General features: G+C 59.8%; 1 protein-coding gene. It reads left to right on the top strand.

Annotated elements, in window-relative coordinates; all coding sequences use genetic code 11:
- The coding region (locus CVH10_RS25770; RefSeq protein WP_181244471.1) for a hypothetical protein at nt 1–322 on the top strand (322 nt) is incomplete at its 5' end.
- Nucleotides 323–403 lie beyond the last annotated feature (81 nt).

Raw genomic sequence — 403 nt, 5'->3', positions numbered from 1 at the left:
TTACGGCTATTCCGGTCCAGCGCCTGCGCAGGCGATCGATGCGACCGTGTACGTGAACACCGACCGCATCTACTACGACACGGGCGACACGGCGCAATCGACCGATTTAATCTGCGGTTCGTCGATTACGTCGAGCAATATCGGCCAGCATATCGACTGGCAGTCCGCGATGACGCATGAGATGGGTCACGTGAAAGGGATGGACCACCGCACCGATGGTTCGACAGGGCCATGCTTGATGACGACCTATCTCAACCCTGGGCAGATCAAGCGAAGCCTATGCTCTGACGAGCGGGCGCTGCTGGTCGGGTTCTATGGCTAATCGAGGCAAGGCCTCGATCGGGGCGGGATGGCTTTTGGCCTGCATCGCCTTGGCAGAGTGCGACCGCGGCTCCGATAAGGA

Origin of the sequence: Halomonas sp. ND22Bw (assembly GCF_003011945.1) — a bacterium.
Lineage (GTDB): Bacteria > Pseudomonadota > Gammaproteobacteria > Pseudomonadales > Halomonadaceae > Halomonas > Halomonas halophila.
The sequence above is the reverse complement of the archived record's forward strand: the minus strand, read 5'-3'. Positions and strand labels throughout refer to the sequence as shown.